The sequence below is a fragment of the Amycolatopsis sp. Poz14 genome (assembly GCF_006704225.1).
In the GTDB taxonomy this organism is placed as follows: domain Bacteria; phylum Actinomycetota; class Actinomycetes; order Mycobacteriales; family Pseudonocardiaceae; genus Amycolatopsis; species Amycolatopsis nivea.
On sequence record NZ_JACLHD010000002.1, the window covers coordinates 298,674 to 323,513 of the forward strand.

The window sequence follows — 24,840 nt, forward strand, 5'->3', positions numbered from 1 at the left end:
CGGGAATGCTGGTCGGGAAGGGGGACCGGGGCTCAGCTGTGCGCCAATTCCGTCAGCAGCTCGCACGCCCGGTCGTGCGTCCCCGGCAACCGGACAGCGGACACGAGCGGACGGGCGACGTCGCGCAGTTGCGGGTCCACCGAAAGGCGTTCGTTGAGCGCCCTTCGCAGCGCGACCCCGCGCGTGGCCAGGCGTTCGTTGCGTTCGGCCAGCACCGCGACCGCGGACGGGCCGATCGTCGCGTAGCACTCGCCGGTGTCGAACACGGCTTTGACCGCGTCCGCAGCAAGGATCATGGCGGTCAAGCGCGGCCAGCCGGACACTGACGTCAAGTCCAGCGACACGGTGAGCAGCACATTCGCCTCGTTGACCCCGCCTCGGTAGATCTCGCCGAGCCGGGTCCGCAGGTACGCCGCGGACGGCAGGCCGGTGAGCGGGTCGGTGACCTCGGTGTGCACGAGCTGGTCGGTCGCGACGTCTGCCCAGGCCAGCGCCGTGACACGGAGCAGCCGGGCGGGGGTGGCGTCGACATCCGGCGCGACGAATCCGTCGACGGCGTCCGGATCGGCGAGCACCGCGTGCAAAGCGGCCAGGTCGGACAGCGTTTCCGACAGCCCCGCTCCCGCCGCTGCCCGCGCCCTGCCGAGTCCGGCCAGCGCGTTCTCCGCGCCCGTCGAACCGTGCCGGACGACGGCCGCGCACACCGCGTCCACTTCGGGCAGTGCCCAATCGCTCGGGAAACGCCAGCCGGCGGCGAGGCTGGCTGTTCGCCAGCGAGCTCGCAATGCCCGCAAATGGCGGTCCCGCTCGAACCGCGCACGCGTCTCGTCCCCCGACGAGTCGCCTGCGGAGCCGAACCGCGCCCCGGTCGCCGGTACGTCCACCGAACCCCCAGCTCCTTCCGGTACCTGTCGATCTTGTTCCCCAATCACGGAGGGGACGCGGCGGTACTCCCCTCGTGACGCGTTTTCCCCGATCTTTTTCGCGTAATCACCAGACGAGGAGGTGAACTTGCTGCGCCTACTGAGGCATCTGCCGGACCACGGCGTGACGAGTGTCGCCGCATCCGTCACACTTGGTGTGCGTTGTAAGGAGCAAGGCGCGTGGAGTCCGCCGCGCGTGGAGCATCGAAGGAGCCCCGTGTCCACCGTTCCCGCCGATCTCTCCGGTAAGAGTGACGCCGAGCTGATCGCAGAGGTGCGCGCGGGAAAGATCGCGTCCTACGGTCCGCTCTACGAGCGGCACAGCGGTGCCGCGCACAACCTCGCCCGCCAGCTCGCACGGTCCAGCTCGGAGGCCGACGACCTCGTGTCGGAGGCGTTCTCGAAGGTTTTGGACACGCTGCGTGGCGGGAAGGGCCCGGACAGCGCCTTCCGTGCGTACTTGCTTACTGCGCTGCGTCACACCGCGTACGACAAGACGCGCCGTGACCGCCGGATCGACCTCAACGAGGACATGAGCGACGTCGGCGGTGCCGCCGGCGAGGCGCTCACCGTGCAGTTCTCCGACACCGCCGTCGCGGGCCTCGAGCGCACGATGGCCGCGAAGGCCTTCGCGCGACTTCCGGAACGCTGGCAGGCAGTCCTGTGGCACACCGAAATCGAGCAGCAGAGCCCGGCTGAAGTCGCGCCGCTGCTCGGGCTGACCGCGAACGGCGTGTCCGCGCTCGCGTACCGCGCCCGGGAAGGGCTTCGCCAGGCGTATCTGCAAGTCCACCTGCAGGAAACCGGTGCGGACCGCTGCCGCGCGACCGCCGAGCGGCTCGGTGCTTGGACACGCGACGGACTTTCGAAGCGCGAGCGCTCGCAGGTCGAGAACCACCTGGACGAATGCGAGCAGTGCCGGGTGCTGGCGGCCGAACTGGCCGACGTCAACGGCAGCCTGCGCGCGATCATCGCCCCGATCGTCCTGGGCGGCGCCGCTCTTGGCTACCTGGCGACGATCGGTGCGGCCAAGGCGAGCGCGGCTACCGCCGGTGCCGCCGCTGTCGGTGCCGGAGCCGCCGCAGCGGGCGGGGCCAAGGCGGGTGCGGCGGCTGCCGCGTCCGCGCCGCGGCAGTTCGCCGGGGTCGCCATGTCCGGGGCCGCGATGGTGGCCGCCGTCGCGGTCGCGCTGGCCGCGGGCGGCGGGACGCAGACCATTCCGACTGCTCAGCAGGCCCCCGCGCCGCCGGCCGCCGCGCCGGCACCCGCGCCGAAGCCCGCTCCCGCACCTCCGCCGGCCGCGCCGCCCGCTCCCCCGGCCCCGCCGCCTGCCCAGCCCGCGCCTCCGGCTGTGCCGCCGCCCGCGGCGCCCCCGGCCGCCCCGCCGGCGCAGCCGCCTGCCCAGAACCCGCCTGCCGCGCCGCCGCAGCTGTCCGCGTCCATGCCGCCGAGCGGAGTCGAACTCCAGCCGGGCGGCGGACCGGTCGCGCTGCCGATCACCGTGCGCAACAACGGCGGTTCCGTGTCCGAACCGGTCCAGGCGACGCTCAACCTGCCGCCTGGTGTCCGGGCCGTTCAGGCGAACGGCGGCGGCGCGGCTGGTGCGTATTCCAGCGAGGCGGCCGCGCAGTCGGGGCCGATGCAGGTCGCGTGCCCGGGTGGAGAAGGCACGGTCACCTGCAAGACCGGCAGCGGATTGCAGCCTGGGCAATCGGCGGTGCTGATGTTCCGGTTGCAGGCGGACGACAGCGCGAAGGGCGGCGAGGTGACCGGTTCGGTCACTGCGGGTGCTTCGGTCAACGTCAACGTCACCGTGCAGGTGAAGGTCAAGGCCCCGAAGGACGCTCTGTCGCTGTCGGCCAAGGCAATCGGAGGGATGTGGCGGCTGCAGCCGCTCATCGACGCTGAGGTGCAGAACACCGGGGAGAGCACGAAACCCGTGACCATCACCTTTGACCACCGCGTCGAGGGGCAGGTCAGCTTCAAGCAGTTCAAGTGCACGTCCGGCGCTTCGAGCACGAGCTGCACCAGCGCCAAACCGCTGGCTCCCGGCGAGCAGGCGTCGCTGTGGGTGCTCGTGAACCGCAAGCCGTTCGACGGCCCGCTCACCGTCACCGTGAACGCCTCGCTCGGCAGCGCCTCGGCGCAACCGGTCGCGGTGGAGCTCGGCTGCTGGTGGAACATGTGCCACGACCCGACGCTCGGGCCGATGTCGTCCACGTCGGTGCCGACGCTGCCGATCCCGACCTCGAAGAGCCACCCGCCGAACTCGTCCAAGCACCCGAAGCCGAGCACCACCCTGCCGACCTCGACATCGCCTGACGACGAGACCCCGGACCCGACGTCGAGCAGCCCGGCCGCCACCACGAGCGCGCCGCCGAACCCCGGTTCGGACAGCAAGCCGGGCAAACCCGATAACCACGGCAAACGTCCGCCGTCGGTCGAGCCCCGGGGGTTCTTCGGCTGGGTCACGGAGTAGCGTCCACGAGGTGCGCGAACTCCTGGCGAAGCACCGTGAACTGGTCCGCTTCGCCCTGGTCGGCGGGACGAGCTTCGTCATCACGATGACGATCACGTACGCCTTGAAGTTCACCGTGCTGCGGACCCATCCGGTCACGGCGCTGATCGTCGGTGTGCTGATCGCCACGATCTTCTCCTACGTCGCGAATCGCGAATGGTCGTTCCGCACCCGCGGCGGCCGTGAACGTTCCCACGAGGCGGCGCTGTTCTTTCTGCTCAGCGGGGTCGCGCTGGCGCTGAACGCGTTGCCGCAGTGGGTTTCGCGCTATGTGCTGCAGTTGCAGGTGCCGCACGTGAGCCTGGTCGGGCAGGAGACGGCCGACTTCGTCAGCGGGATGATCATCGGCACTCTGCTCGGGACGCTGTTCCGCTGGTGGGCCTTCAAGAAGTGGGTGTTCCCTACGGAGGGCGCCCGGACGGAACCAGCGCGGAATGACAATCCGGATATTCCGGACCGTAAGGCCGCCTGAGACCTGCCGTGACCTCGAATTCTCTAGACTGCGTTACGTGACCGTCGTCGAAACCGTGCTCGCCCGCACGCCCGAGCCGTTGCGCTCCGTGCTCGTGAGGCACCGGGAGCTGCTGAAGTTCGCGATCGTGGGCGGCACGACCTTCCTGGTCGACAACGGCGTCTGGTACCTGCTGAAGCTCAGCGTGCTGGAGTCGAAACCGACCACGGCGAAGGCGATCGCGATCATCGTCGCGACGATCGTGTCGTACGTGCTCAACCGCGAATGGTCGTTCCGCACCCGCGGCGGCCGCGAACGCGCCCACGAGGCCACGCTGTTCTTCGTGATCAGCGGGGTCGCGGTGGTGGTGAACCTGATTCCGCTGCTGATCTCGCGCTACTGGCTGCACCTGGAAGTGCCGCACGTGTCGCGGTTCGTGCAGGAGGTCGCGGACTTCGCGAGCGGGTCGATCATCGGCATGCTGCTGGCGATGGTGTTCCGGTTCTGGGGCTTCAAGAAGTGGGTGTTCCCGGACGAGCTCGGGGAACGGCGGAAGGACGGGGTCACCCGGCTTCCCCGGTGACCCGGCTGGCGCTGGTCGATCTGGACGACACGCTGACCGATCTCAGCGGCGCGTTTTCCCGCTGGGCGGCGGAATTCGCCTCCCAGCACCGGCTTCCCGGGGACGCGGCAGCCTGGCTGATCTCAGCGCGGGGCGGCGGGCCGATGGACCGGTTCTTCGCGGAGGTCCGGCAGCGGTTCGATCTGGTCGAACCCGCTGACCAACTGTGGGCGAGTTACCGCGCGAGGATTCCGCAATTGGTGCAGCTCTACCCCGGCGTGCTGGACGATCTCGGCACCCTGCGCGCCGCGGGATGGCGAATCGGCATTGTCACCAACGGTATGCAGGACAACCAGCTGGCGAAACTCCACCGAACCGGCCTCGCCAACACAGTCGACGGTTATTGCATTTCCGGTGCCGTCGGCCTGCGCAAGCCCGATCCGCGCATCTTCCAGCTCGCCGCGCAAAACTGCGGAACCATGCTGACCCCCGACGATTGGGTCATCGGTGACAGCCCTGATCTGGACATCGCGGGCGGGCGTAACGCCGGACTGCGCACACTCTGGATCAGCCACCACCGCACGTGGCCGCAAGGTCAGCCACCGCACCGGATCGCGGCTGACCTGCGGGAAGCCGTTCGGATCCTCAGCGAGGAACCGGCTCCGCAGGCCACCGCAATTCGCCTACCTCGTCCGGGCGCGGCACCTTCAGGAACAGGCTGAAAATCGCCGGACGCTTATTCGACAGTTCCAGCCGTCCGCCGTCCGCCTCGACCAGTGCGCGGGCCAGAGCCAAACCCACACCGGTCGAACCGCCACCAGAAAAACCGCGTTCGAAAATGTGCGGCGCGATTTCGTCCGGCACTCCGGACCCGGTGTCCGCGACTTCGATCACCACAGTCCCTTCCGCGTCGCCGCGGCGGGCGGACAGCGTGACCGTCCCCGCTCCGTGGCGGAGGGCGTTGTCCAGCAGCACGCCGATCACCTCGCGCAGCCGCGCCGGAGTCACGCGCACCATCAAGCCGTCTGCGACCTTCAGGCGCAAATTCCGTCCCTCGACGCGCAGCAGCTGACGCCATTCCTCCGCGACAGCGGGCAACGCCACCGGCAGATCGACCGGTTCGGCGTCTACCTCGCGGGCAGCGCGCGCGGCGGCAAGCAGTTCGTCCAGGGCCTGCGCCAGGCGGTCGGCTTGTTCCTGCGCGGCCCGGGACTCCTCGACGACATCCGGGTCCTCGTGGCCGGTCAAGGGCTCCAGCCGGAGCTGCAGCGCGGTCAACCGGCTGCGCAGCTGGTGCGAGACGTCCCCGACCAGCTGCCGTTCCCGCTGCACGAGCTGTGCCAAGGCGGACCCCGACGTGTCCAGGGCTTCCGCGACCATGTCCAGTTCGGCCACGCGGTAGCGGCTCGGATCCGGCCGGAAATCGCCGCCGCCCAGGCGGGACGCGCGGTCTGCGACGTGCCGGAGCGGTTTCGCCAGGCGGCGCGCGGTCACTGTCGCCACCACGGTGCCGGTGCCGACCGACAGGACCACCAGCAGCACGACCAGCAGCGTCACCTGCGTCTGCTTCGTGCGGACCGGACCGCTGGGGATCGCCAGCATCACGGTGCCGCTTCGCGCGGTCGGCACCGATTCGACCACGGGGTCCGGACCGGGGTTCGCGCCGAGGTGTTTTTCGCTGAAGCCCTCGGCGCGCACGATCAGCATGCCGCCCTCGGGAACGCCGACCCGGAACTGCTCCAGGTCGATCTCCTGGCCGTTCGCGACCTGCGTGTCGACCGTCGCGGCGATGTTGCGCGCCCGTTCGGCCAGGCTTTCCCGGTTGAGGTTCTCCACCAGCCGCCACGCGGTGACGCCGAGCGGGATGCCCAGCACGGCCGCGGTGACCAGCACGGCGAGGAGGATCGCCAGCAGGATCCGGCGGCGCATGCTCATCGGCGGCTACTCGACATTGAACCGGAACCCGACGCCGCGCACGGTCGCGATGCGCCGTTCGGCGTCGGAGTGCGCGGGCTTCGCCTGCCTGCCCGCCGCCTCGTCGGCGGCGACCGCGAGTTTGCGGCGCAGCCAGGACATGTGCATGTCGAGCGTCTTCGACGTCTTGGACTCGAGGTCGTTCCACACCTCGGCGAGGATCTCGTCGCGGCTGACGACCTGCCCGGCCCGGCTCATCAGCACGCGCAGCAGCTCGAACTCCTTGTTCGCCAGCTGCACCTCGTGCGAGTCCACAGTGACCAGTCGCGCGCCGAGGTCCATCCGGACGCCGCCGGCCTCCAGCACCTCCGGCACCCGGCGGCGCAGCAGCGCGCGGATCCGCGCGAGCAGTTCGGCCAGCCGGAACGGCTTGGCCACGTAATCGTCCGCGCCCGCGTCGAGGCCGACGACGAAATCGACCTCGTCGGTGCGCGCGGTGAGCATCAGCACCGGCAGTTCGGTGCCGCTCGCGCGCAGTCTGCGGCACACCTCCAGCCCGTCCATCCCGGGCAGCCCGAGATCGAGCACGAGCAGGTCGACCCGGTGCGCGGCGGTCGCGGCCAGCACCGCCGGGCCGTCGGTCACGACCTCGATCTCGTACCCCTCCCGGTGCAGCGCGCGGGACAGCGGCTCGGCGATGGCCGGATCGTCTTCGGCAAGTAGGACCATGCTCACCTGGCCAACCTTACGGCGAACGGGCGTGAAACCATCGTGACCGTGCCTGCCTACTCGGATGACCTCGTTCTCGCCACCCGGCTGGCGGACGCCGCCGACGCGCTGACCACTGCCCGTTTCCGTGCGCTCGACCTCGCGGTGTCCGCGAAACCGGACCGCACGCCGGTGACCGACGCCGACACCGCGGTCGAGGACGCGATCCGCGAAATCCTCGCCGCGCAGCGGCCCGGCGACACGGTCGCGGGCGAGGAACGCGGCGGCTCGGCGGGCAGCGAGGGCCGGGCGTGGGTGATCGACCCGATCGACGGGACCAAGAACTTCCTGCGCGGACTCCCGGTGTGGGCGACGCTGATCGCGCTGGTCGAGGACGGCACGCCGGTGGTCGGCATGATCAGCGCGCCGTTGCTGGGCCGGCGCTGGTGGGCGGCTCGCGGCGAGGGCGCGCACCTGCGCGACGCGGCGGGCGAACGGCGCATGTCGGTGTCGAAGGTAGCGACGCTCGGCGACGCCTATCTGTCCACGACGGACTTGAACAGCTGGACCGAGTACCACTCCCGCGAGAAGTACCTGGCGCTCACCGAGGCGTGCTGGGAGTCCCGCGCGTTCGGTGATTTCTGGAGCCACTGCCTCGTCGCCGAAGGCGCGATGGACGTCGCGGCCGAGTGCATCGTGAACCCGTGGGACGTCGCCGCCGCGCAGGTGATCGTCACCGAGGCGGGCGGGCGGTTCACCGATCTTTCCGGTGCGGAGACCTACGAGGGCGGCTCAGCGCTGTCCACGAACGGCCTCCTGCACGACGAAGCGCTGGCCGTGCTCCGCCGTCAGTGAGCGCCGGGCAGCACGCCGACCGCGCCGCGCGCCACCTGTGACCAGGTCAGCCTGCCGAAGAGGTAGTGGCAGGCGACCTGCTCGGAGGTGAACGCGGCCCAGTCGTAGCGGTTGCCCTGCTCGCGCCAGAACACTTCCCAGCCGCCGTCCGCGGTCGGCAGCAGGCACCACGTGTTGTCCGCTTCCCGGCCGATCGACACGACTTCCCCGGGCACTCCGATGACGTCCAGCCATTTGCGAATCGACTGGGTGTTCATCGTGCCTCCCGCGTGACGTCGACCAGGAATCCCAGCGTGACCAGTTCGTCCGCGGAGAGCACCGCACGGTAGCGGATTCCGCCGCCTGGCCCGTCGAACCACTCCGCCGACGTGGTTTGCCACACCGGCATCGGCTTCAGCACGCGATACCGGCGGTAGCCCGACCGCAGCGCGGCGGGCGGCAGCGCGCGTTCCGCGAACGGCGTGCCGTCCGGCGCGAACACGCGGCCGTGGTCGCTGCCGAAACGGTCCAGCAGCGTGTTTTCCGGCAGTACCACCGGATTCGGCTCTTCGACGCCGCCCTCCGCGGGCGGCCACACGTACTCGGCGCCGACCACGAACCGGCTCTCCCACTCGGGACCCTCCGGCGCGACATAGCCTTCGACGACCGCCTCGGGCGGCTCCGGGTCCACCGGCGGCGCGGGCGAACGCCGGAAGCCCTGCTTGACGTATCCGAGCACCGCGGAGTCGTCCAGCAACGCCGATTCCGGATGGTCGAACAACGGACGCCGCGCGCCCTCGGCGCCCGCGTCCGCGGGCAGCGGCAACTGCCGGTCCGGACGGTCCGCCGCCACCGGCAAATGCCCGAGCGGGAACATGTGGACGGCGAACAGCGCCAGCACGCTTTCCCGGTCGGTGCGCGGAGAACCGACCGGCGGACGGCTGTGCGCGGGCAGCACGCCGGTGCCCGAAGGCGGGGTGGGCACCTCGTCGAAGCCGCGGTGCAGCAGCCCGCCGTATTGGGCGGGCACGCGCACCGGGCCGGTGGCGACGTCGGTGTCTGCCGGTTCGGGCTGGTCGGACACTGGCACCCTCTTCTCGGTCGTGCCGGCACCGGGTCGGACGCTCGCTCGCACCAGGAGGTTCCGGGCGAACGGGAAGCCCACCTTATCGGGCGATCGCGATGCGCCGCCGCACCAACGCGCGGGCCGCGCCGCGCTTCTCGACCACCTCGAACCCCGCGTCGGCGAACATGCCGGCAGTGCCGTGATAGAGGTCCGAGGAGGTCGACCGAGGGCCGACCTCCACCGGATACCCCTCGACAGTTTCCGCGCCCTGTTCGGCGGCGTAGTCCACGGCAGCCCGCAGCAACGCCGACGCCAGCCCGCGACGGCGGCCACGACGGTGGATGTAGAAGCAGGTCACCGACCAGACCGCGCCGGGTTCGTCCGACGCCATCACGCGCGACCGCGCCAGCCGCGGATTGTCCTTCCGCGGCGACACGGCCACCCAGCCCAGCGGCTCGCCGTCGACGATGCCCAAGAGCCCCAACGGTTTCCCGTCCTGGGCCTCGCCTCGGACATGCTCCTTGCGACCGTCGCGACCGGCGGCCTTGTAGTCCGGACCGCTGAGCCGGAAGAACGTGCACCAGCAGCCGCCCTGTACCCCGCCGGGGCCGAAGAGCCGCTCGAACAACGGCCATGTCTCCGCGCTGAGCGGAACGAATTCGGGAGCGCTATCCGGCAAGCGCGTTCACGACCCGCGACGGCGACGGACGGCCGAGCTGCCCTGCCATCCACACGCTGGTCTCCACCAGCTTGCCGAGATCGACGCCGTGCTCCACACCCAGCCCTTCCAGCAGCCAGACCAGATCCTCGGTCGCCAGGTTGCCGGTCGCCGACTCGGCGTACGGGCAGCCGCCGAGGCCGCCGGCCGACGAGTCCACAGTGGACACACCGGCGCGGAGCGCGGCCTCGGTGTTGGCCAGCGCCTGGCCGTAGGTGTCGTGGAAGTGCACGGCGAGTGCCGAGGTGTCCCCGAACGCCTCGATCAGCCGGGTGACCTGGTTCGTGGTCGCGACGCCGATGGTGTCGCCGAGCGAAAGCTGCGAGCAGCCGAAGTCGAGCAGCCGCTTGCCCGCGCGCACGACCTGCTCCACGTCGACCACGCCCTCCCACGGGTCGCCGAAGCACATCGACAGGTAACCGCGGACTTCGAGGCCCTCCTTGCGGGCCCGCGTGACGACCGGTTCGAACATGCCGAACTGGTCGTCGAAGGTCGAATTCAGGTTGCGCTGGGCGAAGGTCTCGGTCGCGCTGGCGAAGATCGCGATGTGGTCGACGCCCGCGTCGAGCGCGCGGTTGAGGCCGCGGTCGTTCGGGACCAGCACCGGGTAGCGGACGCCGTCGTGGCGGTCGAGCCCGGCGAGCAGCTGTTCGGCGTCGGCGAGCTGCGGCACCCACTTCGGGTGCACGAAGCTGGTCGCCTCGAGGGTGGTCAGCCCGGCGCCGGCGAGCCGGTCCAGGAATTCGAGCTTGACCTCGACCGGCACGACCGAGCTCTCGTTCTGCAGCCCGTCGCGCGCCCCGACCTCCCAGATCTCGACCCGCGGCGGCAACCCGCCCGCGGGGACCCGTTCCGGCAGGCCGACCTCTCGAGCACCCACGTCAGCGTCTCCTTCCGCGCGGTTCCCGGCCGCGCGGGGGCAGAGGTTCGGTGTCCTGCGGACCGGGCGCGCCGTGGTAGTCGTCGTAGGGATTGTCGTTGACTTCGCGGTAAATGACCGTGTGCACGTGCTCGACGTGGGGAATGTCATCGAAGCGCAGCGGCTCGTCCGAGGCCGATTCGATGATGAGCGTGCCGCAGCCGAAGATCCGGTCGAGCAGGCCGTGCTCGAACTGCACGCTGTTGATCCGCGACAGCGGGATGTCGATGCCGGTGCGCTTGAGCACGCCCTCGCGCGCGATCAGCCGGTCGGTCGTCACGATGAAGTGCGTCGTGCGCCAGCGGACGAGCGGCGCGAGGAACAGCCACACCACCAGGACGAGCGCCACCACCGCGATCGCGATCATCGACACGTTGTTCCACGGACCGGCGAGGTCCCGCGTGACCACGAGCAGCCACACCGCGGCGCCGACGGTGATCACGAACGCCAGGAACGGGAAGATCAGCATCTTGAAATGCGGGTGGCTGTGCACCACCACGCGTTCGTTCTGGCTGAGCAAATCGTCCGGATAGGCCACGGCGGGCGCTCCCCTGCGAATGTGTGCCGATGTGGTGGATCCACCGTACCGGCGCGGGCCTCGCGCGGGCGCGCCCGTTCCGGTCAAGCAGGGCGGACGTGCACCACATCACCGGCGAAGACGGTGAGCCGCCGTCCGTCGGGGACGTCGACCTGCAACTGGCCGGACGCGTCCAGGTCCGCGGCGCGGCCGGTGAGCGTCGACCCGTCCGGAAGCTGCACCTGGACGTCCTGGCCGAGCGTCGCGCAGCGGGCGCGGTAGTCGCCGAGCAGACCGGCCTCGGTGAGGTCGCCGCCCGCCGTCCGCCAGCGGCGTTCGAGGTCGTCGAACCTGGTCAGCAGGCCGAGCGCGATCTCGGTGCGGTCGGTGGTGGTCGCGCCCTGCTCGGCGAGCGAGGTCGCGGGAAGACCGCCCGGACCGGCCGGGACGTCGTCGCCGAGCGGCAGGACGTTCAGCCCGATGCCGAGCACCACGGCCGCGTCGTCGGCGCCGACGGCCTCGGCGAGGATGCCCGCGCACTTGGCCCGGTCCGGCCCGGCGAGCACGTCGTTAGGCCATTTGAGGGCGACGTCGACGCCCAGATCGGTGGCGAGCGCGTGCACCGCGAGCCCAGCGACCACGGACAGTGAACCGAGCGCGGAGAACGGCACGCCCGCCGGGCGCAGCGCGATGCTCAGGTACAGCCCGGCGCCCTTCGGCGAACTCCACGAACGAGCCCGCCGTCCGACCCCTGCCGTCTGGTGTTCGGCCAGCAAAACGGTCCGGTCCGCCGCTCCCGCGACGAGCGCTTCCCGCAGGTCAGCGTTGGTGGAACCGGTCGTCTCCACGACGTCGAGGCGGGCGTAGCGGCCGCCGAGTCCGTCCCGCAGCCGCGCCGCGTCGAGTTCAGCCATGTGCCCACAATATGAGAGTCCCCCTAACGTGCAAGCCGTTCGCTCGTTACCCAGAGGTGCGCTCTTCTAGATTGGACGCCGTGACGCCGGAGACCCCCACCGCCGACGCGCCGCCGAAGCCCGCTTGGGCTCGCGGCGCGCTGTATCGCGGGCTCGTGGCGTTGCCGCTGGTCGCCGGCCTCGCCACCGCGGGCTGGCTGGTCGCCGGACGCGACCAGCCCGCTCCCGTTCCGGCGCAGGCCGCGCTCACCGCGCCGGTGCCCACCCAGACCGTCAGCGGTCCGTCGGTGCTGCAGGCGAGCGCTCCGGTGCAAGCGCAGGAACCGGCGCAGGGCGCGGCGGGCGGAGGCGGTGGTCCGGCCCCGCTGCAGAAGTGGGCGGATTCGCTCGCCGGGCCGCTGGACATCCCGGCCCCCGTTTTGCTCGGGTACGCCAACGGCGAGCTGACCATGCGCAAGGAACGCCCGGACTGCCACCTGTCGTGGGTCACGCTGGCGGGCCTCGGCGTCGCCGGCAATAACCACGGCCGCGGCGACGGCGAGCCGATGGGGCTTTCGACGCAGCAGTGGAAGAAGTACGGCGCGCAGATCCCCGGCATCGCGAATCCGGCGCTGTCCGACCCGTCGGCCGCGTCCGTCGCGGCGGGACGCGCGCTGTGCGCGAGCGGCGTCGATCTGTCCGCGGGCAACGGCTGGTGGAAGGCCGTGGCCGGTTACGAGAACGGCAGCGGCATGGAGCTGTTCCGGCAGCGCGTGCTCGGCTACGCCCAGCTGTACGCGACGCTCTCCCTGGACCCGGCGAAGGCGAACGCGCCGTCGGTGCGCGCCACACGATTCGCGCTCGGACAGCTCGGCCTGCCGTACGTGTGGGGCGGCAACGGCCCCGACGCGGGCGCGGCCGGATTCGACTGCTCGGGTCTCACCAAGGCTTCCTACGACAGCGCCGGGGTTTCCTTGCCGCGCACGGCGGACAGCCAGTTCCGCTCGATGCCGCCGGTTCCGGCCGGGCAGGAACCGCAGCTGGGCGACCTCGTCTTCTACGGCAGCCAGGCGCACATCCACCACGTGGGGCTGTACCTGGGGAACGGCCTGATGATCAACGCGCCGACCGAGGGCCAGGCGATCCAGATCCACACGTTCCACCGGCCCGGCGACGACTACGCCGGGGCGGGGCATCCGGCGAACTGACGTCGAACCTCAGGATCAGCGGCAACTTTCCCGTTTCCGCACGCAGCGCCCGTCTGTCGCTTATGCTCCGGAGCATTCTTCCTGACGGGAAAGGCACGCCATGTCCGCTCGTATGCTCCCCTTTCTCGCCGTGGGCGCTGCCCTCCTGATCAGCAGTTGCTCCGGCGAAAGCGGCGGCACCGCGGCTCCCGCTCCCTCCGCGCCCTCGAGCGCACCCGCGTCTTCCTCAGCCGCGCAGCCGTCGCCGTCGACCTCGGCGGCACCGCCGTCGTCCTCCTCCGCGGCGGAGTCGACCGGCGGCGACGCGGTCGAGCGGTACGAAGCCTTCATGCACGCGGCGGGCAGGCAGGACCTCGCGACGGTGTGCGAGATCGCCGGTCCGGCCGCCAAGCAGGCGGAAGACCAGGGCATGGGACCGTGCGAGAAGACCATGCCGATGGCGTTCCAGCTGATCTCCCCGGCGCAGAAGAAGGCCCTGCAGACGGCCACGGTCGACCGGTCCAAGATCAAGGAAGGGGCCAAGCGGGTCGAGATCCCGGCGCGCGCGGTGAAGGCTTCCGTCAAGTTCACCGACAGCGACCTCGGCGACGCCGTCATGGAGAATCGCGGCGGGAAATGGTACGTAGTCGACTGACCCAGTGCGCGGCACCCGCGCGGCGGGCCACTTCGGCGGCCTTGCGGTAGTGCTCGTCGGGCGGCAATCCCAGCCGGACAGCCAGTTCGCCCAGGTAGTAGGCGACCGGGCCGAGCGTCACCACACCGGAACCGGCACCGGCCAGCTCGTTCTCCGCGGGAGCCAGTCGCGCATACAGCTCGCGTGCGTCGCCGGTCGAAACGGTGAGGCACGCCCGGAGTTCCAGGAACAGGTCCGGACGATCCGGCGGCAGCGTGAAGTCCACTGTGGACTCCAGGCCGTGCTGGACGTAAAGGCAATGCCGGGCCAGCGGCAGCAGGCCGCGGTCCACTCCGGACATTCCGCTGCCGGACAACCGGGCCGCAGCGCTGCGGTAAGCGGCTTCCGCGGCGGCGACCGGACCGGTGACGGCCAGGCGGAGCGCGCGGTACCAGTCGGTGAACACGCTGACGAGCGGGAGGTCGTACTGCTCCCCCAGCCGGTCCGCCGCGGTCGCGTGGGTGTCGGCGGCGGCGAAGTCGGCCAGCGCTGAGCGGGCCTGCATCAGCACCAGGTGACCGAGCACCTCGAACGTCACCAACCGGTGCCGGGCGGCCAGTTCGACCAGTTCCTCGCCGATCCGGGCGCGCTCCGGGGCCAGACCGGCGCGGGTGAAGGTCTGCGTCCAACGTGCGTTCAACGCCAACGCCAGCAGCGCCGGATCCTCGGCGGACCGCGCCAGTTTCTCCGCTTCGACAGCCGCGTCGTGGGCGCGTTGACCGCCTTCGTTGCGCAGTTCCAACGCGATGGTCGCCAGCAGCCGGGCACGTACGAGCGGATCGCTGGCGTGCACGCGTTCGGCGGCGTCGGCGATGCGGCGGGCCAGCACGGGATCGTCGTTCTCGGTCCAGATTCCCGGGACGTCGAAGGCGGTCAAAACCCGGATGGTCAACGCGGAATCGTCGCCGGCGAGGTCCAGCGCTTCGGCGCGGTAGCGGCGCGCGGCGGCCAAGGAACCGGTGAACGCGGACGTCCGGGCGAGGCCCATCAGCAATTCCACCGTACGCGGACCTTGCGCCAAAGCGGCTTGCCAGAGCCGAAGTGCTTCGTGCGGCGCGAAATCTCGTTCGGCGCGTTCCGCGGCTGCTTGCGCGTAGGCGGTGCCGCGATCGTCTCCGGCGAGCAAGAAATGGTGCGCCAGCAAGGAAATCGCGGACGGCCGACGGCTCGCCAACGCCTCGCCGACTTCGCGATGCAGCTGTGCGCGTCGAGCGAGCGAAAGGTCATCGTAGACGGCGTCGCGAACGAGCGCGTGCGCGAACCGGAACGCCCTCGGTCCGCTTTCGACCAGAAACCCTGCCTGCACCGCGGTTTCCAGCTCGTCGAGGACGTCACCGAGCAGGCCGAGGTCGACGTCCGCACCGATCACCGCGGCCTTCCCCAGCACCGCTCGTACGTGGTCGGGCAACGCGGCGATCCGGTTCCGGACGACGTCGCGTACCCCGTCCGGCAGGTCGCCTTCGGCATCCAGCGCGCGGGCGAGTTCCTTGACAAAGAACGGATTTCCGCCAGAACGCCGGTGAATCACCGCGGCCGACTCGGGACCGACCAATTCGGCGACCGCCTCGACCGAAAGCCCGCCCAGATACAGCCGAACCGGGTCGGCGCGCGCGAGTCTGCCCAACGCCGCGGTCAGTTCTGCGGAGACCTCGGTGGTCCGATACGTCGCGACCAACAGCACCGGAGCCGCGGTCATCGACGTCAGCAGTGCCAGGGTTTCCTCGCCAGCCCACTGCAAATCGTCCAGAACAAGCAGCAACGGGCCCCGGCGTGCCACCTCGGAAATCCGTGCCGTCATCGCCTGATGCCACTCGAAGCGCGCGACCGCCGGATCGCCCCCGGTCGCCCGCGGCGGGACCGGTTCGCCCAATGCAGCAAGAATCCGTGTCCACGGCCAGGCGGGCGGCACTCCGGCACCGTCCGGATTGAGGCCCCACGCCGTGGTCCAGCCGAGCCGCGCGGCGAATTCCTCGACCAGCACCGTCTTGCCCGCGCCCGCCTCACCGGAGACCAGCACGAGGCGGAAATGCTTGCGGTCAGCCACTTCCGCTGCGACCTCGGCGAGCCGCGCCAGCTCCGGATCCCGCCCGGCCAGCCGACCGGGAACAGCCGGGGCCAGCTGCGGAGCCTGCGCCAGGATGTCCTGCTCCACCTGCCGCAACGCCGGACCGGGATCGACCCCCAACTCCCCCGCTAGCCCAGCCCGCGCCCGACGCAAGGCAGCAAGCGCATCACCCTGACGACCAGCGCGGTACAACGCGAGCGCCAGCAGTCGCCACGCTTCCTCGCGCAGCGGATGAGCGTCCACAAGGGACTCCAGGTCCGGCACGGCTTCGGCAGCACGGCCGAGCTCCAGCAGACCCGCCGCCCGCCGCTCCAGCGCGAGCAGCCGCAGCTCGTCCAGCCGAGCCCGTTCGGCCCGCGCCCACGGCTCGTCCGCGAACTCCGCGTACGGCTCGCCCCGCCACCAGCCGAGCGCCTCGTCCAACTGCGCGACCGACGGCGTCCCGCGCAGCAACGCCTCGAACCGCCACGCGTCGACCTGCTCCGGTTCTGCCCGCAGCGCATACCCCGGCCCGGCGGTGACCAGCAGTTTCGCGGGCGTCCGCGGCGGACGGTCCGGTTCGAGCGAACGCCGCAGCGCGCCGACGAACGTCTGCACCGCACCGACCGCACCCGCGCGCGGCTCGGTCCACAACGCGTCGACGAGCGCGTCCGTCGACACCACCTGCCCGCGGGCGACAAGCAGGCGCGCGAGCACCGCGCGATGGCGCGGCCCGGGCAACGCCACCGGCCCGCGTGCGTCGCAGGCCGACAGGGGGCCGAGCACCGAGAACGAGATGGTCATCAGTTCCGTACTGTAATCAGCTCGGTCGTTGCTGATCGGTTGCTGATCGGCCCGGCGCACGCTGGGTCGCATGAACTTCGACTACCAGCGGGTGCCCGTCGCCGACGGCGTGTCCCTCAACGTGGCGGTCGCGGGCTCCGGCTCGCCCGTCGTCCTGCTGCACGGCTTCCCGCAGACCCACCTGATGTGGCGGCACGTCGCCGCCGACCTCGCCGCCGACCACACCGTGCTGTGCCCTGACCTGCGCGGCTACGGCGACAGCGACAAGCCAGCCGACGCCGGCGAGACCTACTCGAAGCGCACCATGGCCGCCGACGTCGTCGCCCTCGCGCGCGCCTTCGGCCACGAAAAGTTCGCGCTCGCCGGGCACGACCGTGGCGCGCTCGTCGCGATCCGCGCCGGCCTCGACCACCCCGACCACGTGTCCCACCTGGCCATCCTCGACGTGCTGCCGACGCTGGACATGTGGGAGGTGCTGCACGGCGTCAGCGCGTCCGTCGCCTTCCACCTCTACCTGATGGCGCAGCCGCCCGGCCTGCCCGAGCAGCTGATCAGCGGCGCGCCGGACGCGTTCTTCAGCTACTTCCTCGACCAGTGGGGCGCCGACCCGGAGTCCATCCCGGCCGACATCCGCGCCCGCTATCTCGAAGCGAGCCGCAACGCGGTCCCGTCGATCGTCGCCGACTACCGCGCCTCCGCGGGCATCGACATCGAACAAGACCGCGCCGACCGCGACGCGGGCAACCAGCTGAAGATGCCGGCTACGGTGCTGCAGCAGGGCTGGGGCGACGCGCTGGGCTTCGACGCGACCGCGCTCTGGCGCGCGTGGGCACCGGACCTTGTGCACGAAACCGTGCACAGTGGACATTTCATGGCCGAGACTTCCCCTGCCAGCGTTACGAAATCGCTGCGGGACCTGCTCGCGCGCTGACCCGCCGAAAGTCGTGCCCCGGACGAGTGGTCGCCAGTTATTCACCCACCGGCCGCTCTCCGGGACGCCTTCTCCGTGGCACGGTCTATGCCGCTCCCACCTGAGCGCATTTCCCGGCCGATCTTGGAGGACCTGTGTTCCGCAAGCGGATCGTGGCCGCCGTCGCGACGGCGATTCTCGGTGCGGCGACCGCCGCCCAACCCGCCTCAGCAGCGGCGTCCGTGCCCACCTTCGACCACATCGTGCTCGTGATGTTCGAGAACGAATCGTCGACGTCGATCGACTCGACCACCGCGCCCTACTTCGCCTCGCTCGCCGCGCAGGGCGCGAACTTCACCGACTCCCATGCGATCACGCACCCGAGCCAGCCGAACTACGTCGCCCTGTTCTCGGGCGACACCCAGGGCGTCACCGACGACACCTGCCCGCAGAACCTCGGCGCGAAGGACAACCTCGGTTCGCAGCTGGCTGGCGCGGGGAAGAGCTTCACCGGCTACTCGGAGTCCATGCCGTCCGACGGCTACACCGGCTGTTCGTCCGGCGAGTACCGGCGCAAGCACAACAGCTGGGTCGACTTCTCGAACGTGCCCGCGTCGAGCAACCTGCGCTACTCCCGGTTCCCGACGGACTACTCGCAGCTGCCCAGCGTCGCGTTCGTGACCCCGAACATGTGCAACGACATGCACGACTGCTCGGTCGGCACCGGCGACACCTGGCTGAAGAACAACCTCGACGGCTACGCACAGTGGGCCAAGACGCACAACAGCCTGCTGATCGTGACGTTCGACGAGGACGAAGGCACCTCGACCAACCAGATCTACACGTCGTTCACCGGCGCGCACGTGAAGCAGGGCGACTACGCGGAGACGATCAACCACTACACCGTCCTGCGCACCATGGAGGCCGCCAACGGTCTCCCCGGCCTCGGCAACGCGGCTGGCGAGACGCCGATCACCGACGCCTGGCAGTGACGCGCACCGGTCGCGGCCGCCTCGCCGTGGCCGCGGCCGGGGTGCGCCCAGCTGTGCCGAACTGGAATGTCAGACTGGTCCGACCAGCGGATCTGACAACCAGGGAGAGCGATGGGCGACGGGCAATCTGCCGCCGAGGTGCTCTCCGCGGAACTGGCCGCGCTGCGCGCGCGGGCCGGGAATCCGTCATTCCGCAAGATGGCCGACCGCTCCGGGCAGATCTCGCACACCACGCTGCACGAGGCGGTCCGCGGCACCCGGTTCCCGTCGTGGGACACCACGCGCGAGTTCGTCCGGGCGTGCGACGCGGACGAACAACAGTGGCGGCGACGCTGGGAAGAGCTGAAGGGCGTCCCTCCGGAGCCCGCGGTTCCCGTCGTCGAAGCGACCGAGGCCGACATCGTCAAAACGGCGGCGGAGCCAGTGCTGATCAGCGCGGAACCGGCCGTCCCGGAGAAGCCCCGGCGGCGTCGTAAGTACGCGCTGGCCGCGGTCGCGTCCGTCGTCGTGCTTGTCGCCGCGGTCGGCGCGATCGTGGTGCCGAAGCTGAAGAGCGGCAGCCTGGTCGACGTCGGTGCGCGCGTCGCCGGCGACAACTCGAAGTTCGTCGGCGACGTGACAGTGCCCGACGGCACCGTGATCCACGTCGGCGAGACCGTCCAGAAGGTATGGGAGCTGCAGAACACCGGCTCGGCGGCCTGGCATCAGCGCTACCTGCAGCGGATGGACCTGCCGCCGAGCCCGGGAAGCTGCCGCACCCCGGACCGGGTGCTCATCGGCGACACCCCGCCGGGCGATCACGTGATGGTGAGCGTTCCGCTGACCGCTTCGCCCGCGCCGGGGCGCTGCTGGATCGGCTGGAAGATGGTCGACGCGAACGGCAAGGAGTTCTTCTCCACCCGCCGTCCGGTGTACGTACTGGTGACGGTCGTCTCCTGACACGTGTCAGATTCTGTAAGACCTGGTCACCGGGGTACCGAACACCCGGGTCCGCTCGCGAGGATGAGTGCCGCTGGGGGTCGGTCCGTGGCAGCCCGCGAACAGCGCTGCCACGGACCGCCGCGTTCAGGCCGGACGCCGGAAGGTGGTCCGGTAGGCGCTCGGCGACACCCCGAGCGCGGCCTGCAGGTGCTGGCGCAGCGACGCCGCCGTCCCGAATCCGCACGCCGCGGCGACCCGGTCGACCGGCAGCTCCGACTCCTCCAGCAACTGCCGCGCACGCTCCACCCGCTGCTGGGTCAGCCACTGCAGCGCGGACATCCCGACCTCGTCCCGGAACCGCCGGGTGAACGTCCGCGTGCTCATCGACTCGCGCACCGCGAGGTCGCGCAGCGTGATCGACTGGTCGAGATGCTCCAGCGCCCACGCCCGCGCGGCCGAGGTGGACGACGACCGCGGCTCCGGCACCGGACGGCGGATGAACTGGGCCTGCCCGCCCTCGCGATGCGGCGAAACGACGGTGCCGCGAGCGACCTCGTTGGCGACCGCCGCGCCGAAATCACGCCGGATCAGGTGCAGGCAGAGATCGATGCCGGACGCGACGCCCGCCGAGGTGAAGACGTTGCCGTCCTCGGTGTAGAGCACGTCCGGGTCGAGTTGCACGCGCGGGTATTCGAGCTGGAACTCGCACGCCGAACGCCAGTGCGTGGTCGCACGGCGTCCGTCGAGCAGGCCCATCGCGGCGAGCACGTACGCGCCGGTGCAGATCGAGGCGATCCGGCTGTCCGGGCACACCAGGCTCATCGCGTGCTTGAGCTGCGGGGTCAGCTGCCGCCCGGTGGGCTCGTACTCGAGCGACGACGCGGGGACGATCACCGTGTCCGCCTCGGCCACGGCCTCCGGGCCCTGCGCGACCGGGATGGTGAAGTCCGAATCGGTGCGGATGTCGCCGGGCTCCGGCGTGCAGGTGACGACCTCGTACAACCGCTCGCCGTCCGCGGATCTGGCCTGGCCGAACAGCCGGTGGACGATGCCGAGTTCCATCACGAGCATGCCGTGCCGCACCAGCACGGCGACCTTGTGCCGCTCCGGATGCCGAAAAACAGCCATGGCCCGATTCTTGCACAAGGTGGCCATCGGGCCACTGTTTTGGGCGTTTCGCCGGTTGCACCCTGGCCTCATGAACGTCTTGTGGATCTACGCCCACCCCGACCCCGCTTCGCTCAACGGCGCGCTTCGCGACGAAGGCGTCACGACCCTGCGCGACCTTGGCCACGACGTCCGCGAATCCGATCTCTACGCGATGCGCTGGAACCCGATCGTCGACGAGATCGCGACCGTGCCCGAGGACGTCCGGATCGAGCACGAAAAACTCGACTGGGCGGACACGGTCGTCGTCCAGTTCCCGCTCTGGTGGGCGGACACCCCGGCCATCCTGAAGGGCTGGTTCGACCGCGTTTTCGTGCAGGGATACGGCTACGACTACCGCGACGAAACCGGCCACACCCTGCGCTACGGCAACGGCGTCCTGGCCGGGAAACGCGCGATGGTCATCGTCACCGCCGGCGCGCACGAGGACAGCCTCGGCCCGCGCGGCGCGCACGGTTCGCTGGACGATCTGCTGTTCAACGTCCAGCACGCCACGCTCTTCTACACCGGCATGACGGTCCTGCCGCCGCTCAAGGTGACCGGCACGAACCGGATGACGCCGGAGAAGTTCGACTGCGTCGTCGAGCAGCTGCGCAAACGTTTGCACTCCCTGGAAACGACCGATCCGCTGCCGTACCGCACGCAGGACGGCGGCGACTACGACCGGCGGCTCGTCCTGCTTCCCGAAGTCGCCCCAGGTCAGACCGGGTACGGCGTGCATCTGACCGCTTGACCCGTATATACCTCCATGGTTATATACGGGCATGGCGATCCTGCGAACCACTCCTGGCGGACGACCGAGCGTCACCCTCGAACGGACCCTGGCGCATCCGCCGGAGAAGGTGTGGCGCGCGGTCACCTCGCCGGAAGAGCTGGCGCACTGGTTCCCCGCCGCGGTCACGCTGCCCGACGCCCCGGCGCCGGGCGGGAAGATCACGTTCACCTTCACCGAAACCGGGGACGTCAGCGAGGGTGAGATCGTCGGCTACCAGCCGCCGGAGGTCTTCGAGTTCACCTGGAACTCGGACCTGATCCGGATCGAGGTTTCGGCTGACGGCACGGGCAGCAAGCTCGCCTTCACCCACGTCTTCAACCGCGGCGAGCCCGACATCACCCTGCTCGGCGCGGGACGGCACGTCACCGGTTGGGTCGCCTGCCTCGATTCCCTCGAAGCCACGCTGGACGGCCGGACGCCGGAGATGCCGACCGACTGGCACGCGCGGATGGTGCACTACCTCGAGGAATTCGGCCTGGAGGACGGCGAGGTCCTGGGCGGCGGGACGATCCGGTTCCGCCGGGACCTGGTCTGGCCGCCCGCCGAGGACGTCTGGAAGCGACTGCCCCAGCCGGAAGCCGGGGCGGAGGTACTGGAGTCGCGGTCGCCGGAGGTGCTGGCCTACACGTGGCTGCACGACGGGAAACCCGCCGGTGAGGTCCGGTGGGAAGTCACGGCGGACCCGCTGGACGGGGTGCGGGTGGAGCTGACCCAGACCGTTCCGGCGGAGCTGAAGGAGCGACTGCCGGATCTGCTGACCGCACGGCATGAGCAGCTGAACGCGTTGTTCGCCGGGACGTTCAAGGTGGAACTGGAGCCGTGGTCGGCCGAGCGGAAGGCCGAGGTTCGGAAGCGGTACAGCTAGCCGAGCGCGGTGTTGTACGGCGAAAACCGCACCTCGGCCGGTCCCGGCAACGCTTTTCCGTGGAGCACCAGCCGTGGCGCGGGACCATGCACCGCGAGCCCGCGCGCCTCGCACCACGCCGACAGCTCCGGAAACCGGTGGTCCACCGCCAGCCGGAGATCGCCCGACGCGGTGCGGGCGATGCCGCGGATCAGCGCACGAGCCTGGTCCTCGTCCGCAGCCACCACCGGACCGATCACCAGCACCCCGCCTTGCGCGGTGCCGAGCGCGTAGCCGTCGTCGGTCACGTGGACGTGCTCGGCCTCGAACAGCATGCGGTTCAACAACTCCCGCCGCGCGAAGCCTTGGGACGCACTGTCCAATTCGTACACTCGCGCCACGTCCGCCGGACCGATCGGCCGCGACGCCGGACCGCCGTCTTCAGCGAAGCGGCCGCGATGGTCATTGCAGCCGCCGTCGAACTCGAAGCCCATCGATTCGTACAGCGGACGCGCGTTTTCCGTGGTGTGCAAGGACACCACCGCGTCACCAGCCGCGTCGAGCGCCTCCGCCATCACCCGACGACCGAGTCCTTGCCGCGCGAACCGCTCCGCCACGACCACCATCGACACTGACGCGGTCGGCCCGGTCCGGGTCAGCACCGCCGCCGCGGCGAGACCGCCATCCGGGGCGTCAATGCCGAATCCGCGGCCGACGTCCAGCAGCATCGCCCATTTCCGTTCCTCGCGCGGCCACCCGCGATCGGTTCCGAGGTCGAGGCAAGCGGACAGGTCGGCAGGCCCGAGCGAGCGGACCGAGGCGTCGGCGAGCAGCACGTTGCCCACCCTAGGCCCGGCAGCGGCCGCAGTGGTCGGCTCGACGCCGAAAATTCAACTGACGCCCGGCATAGGCTTCGCTGGTGACCGACTTCGAAATGCTGACCGTCCAGCAGGTTCTCGGCGGCGGCCGATTCGCCGAAGTCGGCGAGGTGCGGCTGACCGAGACCGATTCCCGTACCGGTTATGTGGCCGTCGGGGGTTCGCTGGGACGTCCGCTGTGGGCCGGGCACAGCGTGTCGGATTCGTCCGAGCCGACCGCCTGGCACCGCGTCGGGGTCTATCGCGGCGACACGCTCGAATGCGTTCACCTCGTGCGCCTGCATTGGCCGGTCAACGCTTTGGCGTTCCATCCGGAGCTGCCGATCCTGGCCATCGACTCCGGGTCGTACGACGGCGGCTATTTCTACGAAGGCGAGCTGACGGTCCTCGACCTCGAAACCGGCCGCGCGACCTCTTTGCTGCGCGAACGCCGTGAGGTCACCGAACTTCGCTGGCGCGATCGCCAGACTCTCGAAGCGAAAGTGTCCGTGTTCGACGAGAATGAGGAAGAAGAGCGCGGCTTCTCCACAATGGCCGTTGCCATCGCCGTGCCGGACTGGCGAGCCGTGAAGGCCCGTTCGCTGGAGGTCGACGGTCCCGCGACCGAACCCGCTGAACCGCTCGCCGCGGTTGCCGGCGGAAACCACCGACGACAGGTGTGGGCAGTCGCCGCACTGAACGACGGACGGATTCTCGCCAGCCTTGAGCACGTCGCCGTGGAGTGCTGGTCGGCCACCGGCGAACGCGAATGGTCCGTGCCGACCTCGGGCGTCGGCTGCCAGCTTTACGTCGACCCCGACGAGAGCACCGCCGTCTTCACCAACTCGTGGGCGGGCTGGACCCGCTCCGGCTCGACGATCGAACGCGTCCAGCTCGCCGACGGATACTCCGAAGCGCTCCGGACCTTCGACCACCCCGCCGTGCTCAGCACCGACGAAACCGGGCGGCTCGCCATCCGTCCGCGTTCGGGGCCGACCGAGGTGCTGCCGTCGGAAAGCAGCGTCGACCTCGGTGGCTATGACCTGATCAACCACTTCTTCGACATCCGCCGCGCACCCGCGCTGTTGTTCCTGCAAGGCCTGGGTTCGCGAGCGCACGAGGACAAATGGGTCGTCGCCTTCAATCCCCGGCGGCAGCGCACCGAGCGCTTGTTTCCCCTCGAATGGGACGCGGCCCAAGGCAGGCACCTCTTCGGCGGCCCCGGAGTGTTCGTCGACGGCTCGCTCGTCCACGCGACCGCGATCCACCACGGCGCCGGACTCCTGCCGGGCAACTCCTGCGTCGTCCGCCGCTCCTATCCCGACGGAAAAGCCGAGTGGGTCCACACCGGCGACCACCAGGTCACCGCGATGGACACCATCGGGTACACCGTCTACGTCGCGGACAACTCCGGCGAGATCGTCGCGCTCGACGCCACCGACGGCCGCGAACTCGGACGGCAACACCTGCAGGTCAACGGCCATCCCGTCGTCCCGCTCTCGCTGAGCGCCCGAGCCCCGGACCGGCTCGTCGTCGGCACGCTCGACGGCCGCGTGCTCGTCTGCGACACAGCGCGGAGGGAGTCCTACGCCACACGCGCGGCAACCGCGCAGTAGCTAAGC

The 24,840-nt window shown here is 70.3% G+C and carries 25 protein-coding genes; 13 read left to right on the forward strand and 12 right to left on the reverse strand.

Annotated features, from left to right (window positions below; all coding sequences use genetic code 11):
• Nucleotides 1–32: 32 nt before the first annotated feature.
• Nucleotides 33–884, reverse strand: a complete 852-nt coding sequence (locus FKO37_RS45130) for a hypothetical protein (RefSeq protein WP_037816002.1) — start codon at nt 882–884, stop codon at nt 33–35.
• Between the two features lie 256 nt (nt 885–1,140).
• On the opposite strand from FKO37_RS45130, the gene FKO37_RS45135 reads away from it, so the two are divergent.
• Genes FKO37_RS45135 through FKO37_RS45150 form a run of 4 tightly spaced genes read left to right on the forward strand, consistent with a single transcriptional unit; the run spans nt 1,141 to nt 5,176 of the window.
• Nucleotides 1,141–3,402: a sigma-70 family RNA polymerase sigma factor gene (locus FKO37_RS45135; RefSeq protein WP_238608548.1), complete on the forward strand. Its 2,262-nt coding sequence runs from the start codon at nt 1,141–1,143 to the stop codon at nt 3,400–3,402.
• Nucleotides 3,403–3,412: 10 nt separating this feature from the next.
• The gene (locus FKO37_RS45140) at nt 3,413–3,913 is read left to right on the forward strand and encodes a GtrA family protein (protein WP_037816005.1); all 501 of its coding nucleotides are present in this window, start codon (nt 3,413–3,415) and stop codon (nt 3,911–3,913) included.
• Between the two features lie 37 nt (nt 3,914–3,950).
• Complete coding sequence (locus FKO37_RS45145) at nt 3,951–4,475, forward strand: GtrA family protein (RefSeq protein ID WP_037816006.1); 525 nt, start codon at nt 3,951–3,953, stop codon at nt 4,473–4,475.
• A complete protein-coding gene (locus tag FKO37_RS45150; protein ID WP_238608549.1) occupies nt 4,472–5,176 on the forward strand; it encodes an HAD family hydrolase in 705 nt (234 codons plus the stop codon). Before FKO37_RS45145 ends, FKO37_RS45150 begins: the two co-directional genes overlap by 4 nt.
• Here FKO37_RS45150 and FKO37_RS45155 read toward each other — a convergent pair.
• Nucleotides 5,100–6,383: an ATP-binding protein gene (locus FKO37_RS45155; RefSeq protein WP_037816408.1), complete on the reverse strand. Its 1,284-nt coding sequence runs from the start codon at nt 6,381–6,383 to the stop codon at nt 5,100–5,102. The two genes, FKO37_RS45150 and FKO37_RS45155, sit on opposite strands and share 77 nt — an antisense overlap.
• A 12-nt stretch (nt 6,384–6,395) precedes the next feature.
• Nucleotides 6,396–7,097 (reverse strand): response regulator transcription factor, encoded by a 702-nt coding sequence (locus FKO37_RS45160; protein ID WP_009072764.1) that lies wholly within the window; start codon nt 7,095–7,097, stop codon nt 6,396–6,398.
• Between the two features lie 42 nt (nt 7,098–7,139).
• On the opposite strand from FKO37_RS45160, the gene hisN reads away from it, so the two are divergent.
• The gene (hisN, locus tag FKO37_RS45165; protein ID WP_037816009.1) at nt 7,140–7,931 is read left to right on the forward strand and encodes a histidinol-phosphatase; all 792 of its coding nucleotides are present in this window, start codon (nt 7,140–7,142) and stop codon (nt 7,929–7,931) included.
• Here the strand turns inward: hisN and FKO37_RS45170 are convergent.
• From FKO37_RS45170 to FKO37_RS45195, 6 genes are all read right to left on the reverse strand, one after another.
• On the reverse strand, nt 7,925–8,188 hold the full coding sequence (locus tag FKO37_RS45170) for a hypothetical protein (RefSeq protein ID WP_037816012.1): 264 nt from the start codon (nt 8,186–8,188) through the stop codon (nt 7,925–7,927). The genes hisN and FKO37_RS45170 overlap by 7 nt on opposite strands.
• A complete protein-coding gene (locus tag FKO37_RS45175; RefSeq protein WP_238608550.1) occupies nt 8,185–8,994 on the reverse strand; it encodes a TNT domain-containing protein in 810 nt (269 codons plus the stop codon). The genes FKO37_RS45170 and FKO37_RS45175 overlap by 4 nt, the downstream gene beginning before the upstream one ends.
• A gap of 82 nt (nt 8,995–9,076) precedes the next feature.
• Nucleotides 9,077–9,604 (reverse strand): GNAT family N-acetyltransferase, encoded by a 528-nt coding sequence (locus tag FKO37_RS45180; protein ID WP_238608551.1) that lies wholly within the window; start codon nt 9,602–9,604, stop codon nt 9,077–9,079.
• A gap of 40 nt (nt 9,605–9,644) precedes the next feature.
• Complete coding sequence (locus tag FKO37_RS45185) at nt 9,645–10,574, reverse strand: hydroxymethylglutaryl-CoA lyase (protein ID WP_037816016.1); 930 nt, start codon at nt 10,572–10,574, stop codon at nt 9,645–9,647.
• A 1-nt stretch (nt 10,575) separates the two neighbouring features.
• Nucleotides 10,576–11,151: a PH domain-containing protein gene (locus FKO37_RS45190; protein ID WP_037816017.1), complete on the reverse strand. Its 576-nt coding sequence runs from the start codon at nt 11,149–11,151 to the stop codon at nt 10,576–10,578.
• Nucleotides 11,152–11,234: 83 nt separating this feature from the next.
• The gene (locus FKO37_RS45195) at nt 11,235–12,044 is read right to left on the reverse strand and encodes a biotin--[acetyl-CoA-carboxylase] ligase (RefSeq protein WP_037816018.1); all 810 of its coding nucleotides are present in this window, start codon (nt 12,042–12,044) and stop codon (nt 11,235–11,237) included.
• An 80-nt stretch (nt 12,045–12,124) separates the two neighbouring features.
• Between FKO37_RS45195 and FKO37_RS45200 the strand changes: the two genes are divergently transcribed.
• Complete coding sequence (locus FKO37_RS45200; protein WP_037816020.1) at nt 12,125–13,231, forward strand: C40 family peptidase; 1,107 nt, start codon at nt 12,125–12,127, stop codon at nt 13,229–13,231.
• Between the two features lie 130 nt (nt 13,232–13,361).
• Nucleotides 13,362–13,865: a hypothetical protein gene (locus tag FKO37_RS45205; RefSeq protein WP_238608552.1), complete on the forward strand. Its 504-nt coding sequence runs from the start codon at nt 13,362–13,364 to the stop codon at nt 13,863–13,865.
• On the opposite strand, the gene FKO37_RS45210 is transcribed toward FKO37_RS45205, so the two are convergent.
• Complete coding sequence (locus FKO37_RS45210) at nt 13,825–16,752, reverse strand: BTAD domain-containing putative transcriptional regulator (RefSeq protein WP_238608553.1); 2,928 nt, start codon at nt 16,750–16,752, stop codon at nt 13,825–13,827. The genes FKO37_RS45205 and FKO37_RS45210 overlap by 41 nt on opposite strands.
• 70 nt (nt 16,753–16,822) lie before the next feature.
• On the opposite strand from FKO37_RS45210, the gene FKO37_RS45215 reads away from it, so the two are divergent.
• The 3 genes from FKO37_RS45215 to FKO37_RS45225 all read left to right on the forward strand — a co-directional run bounded on the left by FKO37_RS45215 (nt 16,823) and on the right by FKO37_RS45225 (nt 19,593).
• The gene (locus FKO37_RS45215) at nt 16,823–17,683 is read left to right on the forward strand and encodes an alpha/beta fold hydrolase (protein WP_238608554.1); all 861 of its coding nucleotides are present in this window, start codon (nt 16,823–16,825) and stop codon (nt 17,681–17,683) included.
• Between the two features lie 134 nt (nt 17,684–17,817).
• Nucleotides 17,818–18,654 (forward strand): alkaline phosphatase family protein, encoded by an 837-nt coding sequence (locus tag FKO37_RS45220; RefSeq protein ID WP_037816025.1) that lies wholly within the window; start codon nt 17,818–17,820, stop codon nt 18,652–18,654.
• 111 nt (nt 18,655–18,765) lie between these two features.
• Nucleotides 18,766–19,593, forward strand: coding sequence for an NBR1-Ig-like domain-containing protein (locus FKO37_RS45225; protein WP_238608555.1), 828 nt, complete (start codon nt 18,766–18,768; stop codon nt 19,591–19,593).
• A 126-nt stretch (nt 19,594–19,719) separates the two neighbouring features.
• Here the strand turns inward: FKO37_RS45225 and FKO37_RS45230 are convergent, their stop codons facing one another.
• On the reverse strand, nt 19,720–20,703 hold the full coding sequence (locus tag FKO37_RS45230) for a GlxA family transcriptional regulator (protein ID WP_107051112.1): 984 nt from the start codon (nt 20,701–20,703) through the stop codon (nt 19,720–19,722).
• 70 nt (nt 20,704–20,773) lie between these two features.
• Here FKO37_RS45230 and FKO37_RS45235 point away from each other — a divergent pair, with 70 nt between their 5' ends.
• Nucleotides 20,774–21,475 carry an NAD(P)H-dependent oxidoreductase gene (locus FKO37_RS45235; RefSeq protein WP_134669354.1) on the forward strand — a complete coding sequence of 234 codons (702 nt, stop codon included), beginning with the start codon at nt 20,774–20,776 and terminating at the stop codon, nt 21,473–21,475.
• Between the two features lie 31 nt (nt 21,476–21,506).
• A complete protein-coding gene (locus tag FKO37_RS45240; protein WP_238608556.1) occupies nt 21,507–22,382 on the forward strand; it encodes an SRPBCC family protein in 876 nt (291 codons plus the stop codon).
• Here FKO37_RS45240 and FKO37_RS45245 read toward each other — a convergent pair.
• Entirely contained in the window at nt 22,379–23,197 is an 819-nt protein-coding gene (locus tag FKO37_RS45245; protein WP_238608557.1) for a GNAT family N-acetyltransferase, read from the reverse strand. The genes FKO37_RS45240 and FKO37_RS45245 overlap by 4 nt on opposite strands.
• An 83-nt stretch (nt 23,198–23,280) precedes the next feature.
• On the opposite strand from FKO37_RS45245, the gene FKO37_RS45250 reads away from it, so the two are divergent.
• Nucleotides 23,281–24,834 (forward strand): hypothetical protein, encoded by a 1,554-nt coding sequence (locus FKO37_RS45250; protein WP_238608558.1) that lies wholly within the window; start codon nt 23,281–23,283, stop codon nt 24,832–24,834.
• Nucleotides 24,835–24,840 lie beyond the last annotated feature (6 nt).